This window comes from uncultured Cedecea sp. (assembly GCF_947498825.1).
Taxonomy (GTDB): Bacteria; Pseudomonadota; Gammaproteobacteria; order Enterobacterales; family Enterobacteriaceae; genus JGM124.
Genome location: NZ_CANMLV010000034.1, coordinates 22,708 through 29,768 on the forward strand (window position 1 = coordinate 22,708; position 7,061 = coordinate 29,768).

Sequence of the window (7,061 nt, forward strand, 5' to 3'; positions counted from 1 at the left end):
CTTAAAAGTCATAACTGGCAGTAACAGAAACACTGCGTGGCGCACCGTATACGACATATTCAGATAACCAGCTCTCGTACTTTTTATCAAACAGGTTATTAACGTTAGCCTGTAACGCAAAATTTTTGGTCACTTGATAACGGGTAAATAAGTCCACCACCGCATAACTACCTTGTTTGATACGCGTTGCACCCTGTGGGCCAGTGGTATCATTCCAGGTTTTATTTTGCCAGTTAATGCCGCCACCAACAGTGACATCAGAGACCATTGGCAGATTATAGCGGGTAAACAGTTTCACTGTTGTGCGCGGTTGATCGGAGTTAACCGCCTTGTTATTTTTATCGGTTGCCACAAAACGTGATGCGCCGAAAGTCAGCTGCCAGTTATCGGTCAGGGCGCCGTTCAGTTCAAACTCAGCACCTTTACTCACCGTTCCATCAACGGCCTCATAAGCCGTCTCGTTCGGATTACCATTCACTATTGCACCGGTAGACTGAGCGACATTATTTTGCTCAATACGGAATATCGCAAACGAGGTGGTCAGGCGGGTATTAAACCAGTCCGCTTTAACCCCGGCTTCATAGCTCTTTCCGGTAGCTGGGTCGAGGTAATCACCCTTAATATCGCGCTTATCGGTGGGCTGGAAGATAGAGGTGTAGCTGGTATAAGCTGACCAGGTATCGTTGATATCGTAGATAAGACCGGCATAAGGGGTAACATTATGCTGCTTATTACTCAGTCGGGTTTGCGGGGCTGATGTCGGGTTATAATCAGCATGCCACTCGCTGTAACGCAGACCTGCGACCAAGTGGAGTGGATCTGCCAGCGAGAAGCGAGCCGCGGTATAGACCGCCTGCTGGCGTACAGTGTCTTTACTGTAGAGTGAAAATGCAGACCAGGCAGGATCGGCAACACTTTGATAATAGCTCGGCATCAAGATCCCACCGTAATTCAGCCCTGTAGCAGGCAGGGAGTTATCATAACGGTTATTCTGTCGGCTGAAGCTAGTACCGAGTACGAGTTCATGCTGGCGATCAAAGAGCTCAAAACCACCACGGGCAAAGGCATCAACCGAATCCTGTTTACGCTCACCACGGTTCCAGCCGCCATAACCGGTCACACCGGCACCAGTCTCTCTGTTCGGAAAGCCTCCGACATACATCAGTTTTGAGTCAAATTTGCTCTGGGCATGCAGCAGGTTAATGCGCCCTTCCCAGCCATTGTCAAAGCGCTGTACCAGGTTAGCAAAGACGTTATAGGTATTTTTATTGGAGTAAGCCCAGTCTGGTGCTGTGGTTGCACTGCGGCCAAAATCAGTCCGGCTACCGTCTGCATACCAGGTCGGTAAACCACCCCATGTCGGGCTATCTTCATCACTACTCTGATAACCATAACCTACCGACAACAGAGTTGAATCAGTCAGATCCGTATCAACAATACCGTAGAGGAATTTTTTGCGGTAATGGTACTTATCCACCCAGGTATCGTTATCCTGGTAACCGGCAATTACACGACCACGAACATTACCGTTTTCAGTCAGTGGCGCGGAGAGATCGGCAACATAACGCTGTTTATTCCAGCTACCATAAGTGGCAGATACATTGGCTTTAAACTCACGGCTGTCAGCATGTTTACGCACCATATTGATATAAGCCGACGGGTTTCCGGTACCACTCATTAAGCCGGCAGCACCCCGTACCACTTCAACATTTTCGTAAACCGCGGTATCCATGCCGGTATCACCAAAGTCCCAGACATCACTGATCTGGGTCGGCATATCGTCATAAGCATAGTTACTGATAAAATAGCCGCGTGAAAAATAGGTCACCCGGCTGGTATCCACCTGTTTTTCCGTGACACCAGTGACGTTATTCAGAACCTGGCCAATAGTATCAAGCTGCTGGTCTTCAATGCGCTGCTGACTAATAACGCTGACTGACTGCGGAATATCACGTGAAACCAGCAATAACTTGGTTCCGGTAGTAGTCGTCTTCACATTGTAATCTTCAGCCTGACCCTTAAGCGGATTTCCAGCCTGAGCTTTAACAATCACAGTGTCTTCAGGCATATCCGAATCTGCGGCTTGCACCGCGGGGGCTAAAGCCAGCGCAGTACAAATCGCCAGTAATGACGGGTGAAATGCCTTCAGGCTATCTCTGTGAATGTTTACACCAGACATGATTTTTCTCTCAGTTTGCGGTCAGCACTCCGTGGTGCCGACAGAGAGTGGGCGACCTAAAGATATGCTGTAAAAAATAACAATAATGAGAACTATAATCATTAATATTTATCATGTAAAACACTCTAATTATTCAAACACCAGAAAAAGGTTTTTTAATTGTTATTTATCATGCAGTTAAAAAACATCCTGCCAACATCGCTGACAGATAAAGACCCAGCCCGAAAATGGCATGATTTAACAGGCTACGCAGACGATTTTTCCAGGGAAATGGCGTACGCAATGCTGCTATTCCCGCCCCCATCGCTGGTTGCATCACGAAAAAAGGAACGATAACGGTTAGCGTCCCCACCAGCAAGGCGGGTAACAGGGTGGGATTGAGCAACCATTGTGTTCCTGCAATGGCAATCAGTAAGGCTGCAAAGAGAACACCTGTCAGGTAATGAATCGCCCAGCCAGTCACTGACTCACCAGCAATAGCAGGTGCTTTAGCGATGCTGTTATGTGCCCACTGACCGCGACAAATATGCCCTGCCCACCGCCCTACCATGGCATAGTCCAGCGTGGGCATTTTCAGCGCCCGTTGAATCACTGAGCCAATGTCCATCACGACCGTAGCCCCAATGCCTATAATAACTATCCGCAGCCACAACTCTGTAATCATCATTTTTTATCCTTTTCTTATCCCATTTCAAACAGCTTACAAGTTGAAGTCGACTTTAAGTCAAGGTAAATCGGGGGAGAGAGACAACCAGAAAAGAAAACCGCGGATGTTGATTGGATAGTCATTGAATTTAAAGCGTAAAAAAAGCTCCTTACGGAGCTTTTTTTACAATATCTCTTAGCTGTTCAACGCCGGGCGTTCGCTAATTTCAATGCGCTGCGGAGCAGCGACTTCCGGTATTTCCCGGAACAAGTCAATATGCAGCAAACCATTATGGAAAGTTGCAGAAACGACTTTCATATGCTCAGCCAGGGTAAAACTCAGATTAAATGGCTGAGTGGTTAGCCCTTCATGCAGCCAGGTGGGCTCTTTTTCGGGTTTAACCGGAGCGCCTTTAACACCCAGTTTGGTACCTTCCTGCAAAATAGTCAGGTCTTCCTGGCGGAACCCGGCTAATGCCAGTGTGATCCGATAGTGGTTATCATCGTTTTTTTCGATGTTATAAGGCGGAAACGCCTGAGATTCCTGCTCAGACTGCAGCGCGTGAGCCAGTTTGTCAAAACCAATCCACTGACGCAGTAATGGGGTGACATCGTAATTGTTACGCATAGTGTTTCTCCTTCTTTGAAGCAAGAAATGATCTCTGTATGCCTACAGATTCGGCTCCCTGACGGCAAGCCGTGAGTTATCTCATCGTATTTATTGTACGACGAATGAAATTAGTTTATTTCGATACGGCGCGGTTTCATCGCTTCCGGAATAACGCGCTCCAGATCCACATACAACAGGCCATTAACCAAGTTGGCGCCACGAATATGAATGTTTTCTGCCAGCTGGAATTTGCGCTCGAAATTACGCTCAGCAATACCCTGGTAGAGATAAGTACGCTCTTTGGTCTCACCAGCATGGGAACCTTTGATAATCAGTAAATTATCCTGGGCAGTAATATCCAGTTCGCTTTCAGAGAAACCCGCAACGGCAATAGCGATGCGGTAGTGGTTTTCATCCACCAGCTCGACATTATACGGAGGGTAGCCGCCATTACTCTGGTTCTGGTTGTTTTCCAGCAGGTTAAACATACGGTCAAAACCAATAGCAGAACGATACAGTGGGGATAAGTCAAAATTACGCATATAACAATCTCCTGATTTCAGCGAGTGATACTTTCAGCCTTCCCTGGGGACAGACTGTTAACTGGAGTACCCTGACGGCATACTCCTTTGGTTACCTTATAAAGATAGGGGTAGTTATCTCTTTTTCAAGAGCAAAAATACGATTTTTTTTGCAGTCCTAACGTTAGTTACATAGACTGATAAGAACACGAAATGCTAAAAACTCTCCGGAATGCTAACAGGGCAATCACAGATCTAAAATAATTCGAATTGCTTGCAAGCACTGAGTGTAGATGGGCGGTGAACGATAATGATAAATACAATCTGCTTTAAAGCTCTGGTATTAAGTGGTGGGATTTTTTTCCTCTGTGGCTGTTCCAGTATCATGTCTCATAGCGGAGGCAAAGAGGGACTCTATTCTGGCACACGCGCCAATACTCAGGCACTCAAAGACCCCGAAACCAGCTGGGTACTGAAACCCTTGGTTGCGCTGGATTTACCTTTTAGCGCGGTAATGGATACCGTATTTTTACCCTGGGATTTCTACAGAAGAGATAACTCCCTGAAATCAAAGGTTGAAGCCAGCGAAAAACAGAACATGGCAATTAATTCTGTGATTCCGCCAGCCAAATTACTCTAGTTTCACAGACCCGTTTCAGTCATAAATAGCTGTCTGAAACCTTCAACATCCTGCATCCAGGCAATATACTTCCCGTCTGGTGAAAAAACGACGGCATCAGGACTCAGACCTTGCTGTTCTGGTAGAGTTAAGGGCGTTATTCTGCCATCCCCGACATCACAAATAACAATACGCTCTTGCTGAATAAATCCCAGCGCCTTGCCATCTGGATGCCAGTTAAAGGCAGACTGTATGCCCTGTTCCCCCGCCGTTACTTGTCTGGGTTCACCGCCGTTTGGGGAAATAATCCATAACTGTACAACTCCGGCATCATCACGCATTAGAAAGGCTATTTGACTGCCGTCCGGGCTGCTACGCACCCAATGACGAGGTAAGTTAACCAAACCCGGATAGCGATTCTGACTGGTAAAGGTGAGTCTACGCTGCTGTATCCCTTTCGGCGGTGCAGGCATGGTCGTTGAAGTCCCACATAATGGCTCTGTCGCAGCTTGCTGAAAAGCTTCAAACTCATCAGGTAAATCAACAATAAAGAGTTCTGGTACTTTATCTCCGGAATCAGAACGAGTATCGCCGATAAATGCCAGCGCCCAGCGCTGCTCACGACCTTCAGCAGTGATATAGCCTTGCTTACCGACCCAACCCTCTTCATAGGCACGATTAATGTCATCACTACCCGGTCGCGGATTGGCGGTAGTTTTGCTTACCAGCACGCAGAAATGTGAACCGTCGTATTCCCGGGGATGCTGTTTCGGCACCACTACCGGACCGCAAGGTAAAGCGACACCAATATTGCGTAAATCAAGACAAGGATCGCACTCATGCAGTACACCGTCATTATAGGTAAAACTCAGGCGATGACCTTTCGGACTCCAGACATGAACATGTGTTCCACCGCGTAATGCACCGGGAGTGAATGGCGAGGTGATATCCAGTGCATCCAACGTAACAGCCTTCCCCGCTTCAACAATCACGCCACGGCGACGGTGAAAATCGTAGTGCCAGTGTTCATCAGGATTTTCCGGTCCATGAATAAAAGCATAACGCTCAGGATCCTGCGGGTTGACCGTAACAACACCAACATATGCCCCCTGAGAGGCGCGATAAATCACCTCAACGTCACCGCTAAAAACATTAACCCGCTCAATCGTTTCTCCGGTAAAGGAAGCACCGGAAGGACGTACATCAAAAGCCAGCCACTGGCTATCCGGAGTCCAGCTATTAATATTAGTGAGTTGATGATGGCGGGATGCAAAGGTCAGCTGTTTGCTCACAAGGATGCCCTGAGAAAGTGATAAGAATCGACAATGGATGAATAAAAAACCGAGACTGATGACAAAACTAAAGTGATATCGAATTCTCTGCGCCTATTTACGAAAATAAACAGGGAAATCAATTCATTGATTTTTGGCTGATAACACAAAGAAGGAAAAACCACGTTTTTCCTTCTTTGTCAGCAATCTGAACCCCGGGATACCGGGGTTCTAAAAAATTAGTTTAAGGCAAACTTCTCAATCGCGTAAGCAACTCCGTCTTCAAGATTGCTTTTCGTCACAAAGTTACTCAACGCTTTGACTTTATCAATGCCGTTACCCATTGCAACGCCGACTCCAGCATACTCGATCATCGTAATATCATTTTCATGATCGCCAATAGCCATGACTTCCTCGGCTTTGATCCCTAACTGTTCCGCTATAGCTTTTATTGCCGCACCTTTGCTGACTTGCTTATTGAGCATTTCAAGGAAGTAAGGTGAACTCTTCACCAGATTGTAACGCTCAAAGACTTCAGCCGGGATCCTCGCGATAGCCGCATCGAGAATGTCAGGCTCATCGATCATCATCACTTTAAGAAAAGGCCCGTTCGGCTCCATATTCTCCGCTTCACAAAATGACAGTGGAATAGTGGTTACTGTGGACTCATGAACGGTATAGCGGCTGATATCACGGTTTGCAGTAAAGAGTGTATGTCTGTTCAGGGCATGAAAATGTGAACCCACCTCACGGGACAGTGCTTCCAGATAAAGGTAATCATCATAATCCAGTGGGATTTGAATCACCGCACTGGCATCGCTGGCTTTTTGTACCAGGGCACCATTGTAGGTTACGCAGTAATCTTCTGGCTCATCCATATTCAGTTCACGCAGATATCCCTCAACGCCAGCATAAGGTCGTCCGGTACAGAGTACGACATGAATCCCCTTGCTACGTGCAGCGGCGATTGCCTGCTTTACCGCAGGAGAAATACTATGGTCCGGGTGCAGCGTCGTGCCATCCAGATCCAGTGCAATAAGTTTTATAGCCATGTCAGGTCACCTGAAAATGATGAGTTTTCTTCATGCTAACTCGATTCTGCTAAAAAAACAGCTATCATCTTGAGTCACTCATCCTGGAATCGAGTAGGAGGCGGGATCACTCCCGCCGTCCTCTCACACCACCGTACGTACGGTTCCGTATACGGCGGTTCATG

Annotated in this window: 7 protein-coding genes; 1 reads left to right on the forward strand and 6 read right to left on the reverse strand. The window is 47.1% G+C overall.

The window, feature by feature from the left end:
- Position 1 precedes the first annotated feature (1 nt).
- The 4 genes from fhuE to ibpA all read right to left on the reverse strand — a co-directional run bounded on the left by fhuE (position 2) and on the right by ibpA (position 3,976).
- Positions 2-2,179 carry a ferric-rhodotorulic acid/ferric-coprogen receptor FhuE gene (gene fhuE, locus Q1A40_RS21675; protein WP_300005276.1) on the reverse strand — a complete coding sequence of 726 codons (2,178 nt, stop codon included), beginning with the start codon at positions 2,177-2,179 and terminating at the stop codon, positions 2-4.
- Between the two features lie 169 nt (positions 2,180-2,348).
- Complete coding sequence (locus tag Q1A40_RS21680) at positions 2,349-2,846, reverse strand: DUF2938 domain-containing protein (protein ID WP_300005278.1); 498 nt, start codon at positions 2,844-2,846, stop codon at positions 2,349-2,351.
- Between the two features lie 174 nt (positions 2,847-3,020).
- On the reverse strand, positions 3,021-3,452 hold the full coding sequence (gene ibpB, locus Q1A40_RS21685) for a small heat shock chaperone IbpB (RefSeq protein WP_300005282.1): 432 nt from the start codon (positions 3,450-3,452) through the stop codon (positions 3,021-3,023).
- 110 nt (positions 3,453-3,562) lie between these two features.
- Positions 3,563-3,976, reverse strand: coding sequence for a small heat shock chaperone IbpA (gene ibpA, locus Q1A40_RS21690; protein WP_300005285.1), 414 nt, complete (start codon positions 3,974-3,976; stop codon positions 3,563-3,565).
- Positions 3,977-4,265: 289 nt separating this feature from the next.
- Between ibpA and Q1A40_RS21695 the strand changes: the two genes are divergently transcribed.
- Complete coding sequence (locus Q1A40_RS21695; RefSeq protein WP_300005288.1) at positions 4,266-4,595, forward strand: YceK/YidQ family lipoprotein; 330 nt, start codon at positions 4,266-4,268, stop codon at positions 4,593-4,595.
- Positions 4,596-4,597: 2 nt separating this feature from the next.
- Here the strand turns inward: Q1A40_RS21695 and Q1A40_RS21700 are convergent, their stop codons facing one another.
- Both Q1A40_RS21700 and yidA read right to left on the reverse strand, forming a co-directional pair.
- Positions 4,598-5,866 (reverse strand): DUF3748 domain-containing protein, encoded by a 1,269-nt coding sequence (locus Q1A40_RS21700; protein WP_300005291.1) that lies wholly within the window; start codon positions 5,864-5,866, stop codon positions 4,598-4,600.
- A gap of 218 nt (positions 5,867-6,084) precedes the next feature.
- A complete protein-coding gene (gene yidA / locus Q1A40_RS21705) occupies positions 6,085-6,897 on the reverse strand; it encodes a sugar-phosphatase (RefSeq protein WP_300005294.1) in 813 nt (270 codons plus the stop codon).
- Between the last annotated feature and the right edge of the window lie 164 nt (positions 6,898-7,061).

What these genes read in the sequence shown, in the direction of transcription:
- fhuE (WP_300005276.1), bottom strand. Translation starts at nt 2,179, where the DNA reads ATGTCTGGTGTAAACATTCACAGAGATAGCCTGAAGGCATTTCACCCG.
- Q1A40_RS21680 (WP_300005278.1), bottom strand. Translation starts at nt 2,846, where the DNA reads ATGATGATTACAGAGTTGTGGCTGCGGATAGTTATTATAGGCATTGGG.
- ibpB (WP_300005282.1), bottom strand. Translation starts at nt 3,452, where the DNA reads ATGCGTAACAATTACGATGTCACCCCATTACTGCGTCAGTGGATTGGT.
- ibpA (WP_300005285.1), bottom strand. Translation starts at nt 3,976, where the DNA reads ATGCGTAATTTTGACTTATCCCCACTGTATCGTTCTGCTATTGGTTTT.
- Q1A40_RS21695 (WP_300005288.1), top strand. Translation starts at nt 4,266, where the DNA reads ATGATAAATACAATCTGCTTTAAAGCTCTGGTATTAAGTGGTGGGATT.
- yidA (WP_300005294.1), bottom strand. Translation starts at nt 6,897, where the DNA reads ATGGCTATAAAACTTATTGCACTGGATCTGGATGGCACGACGCTGCAC.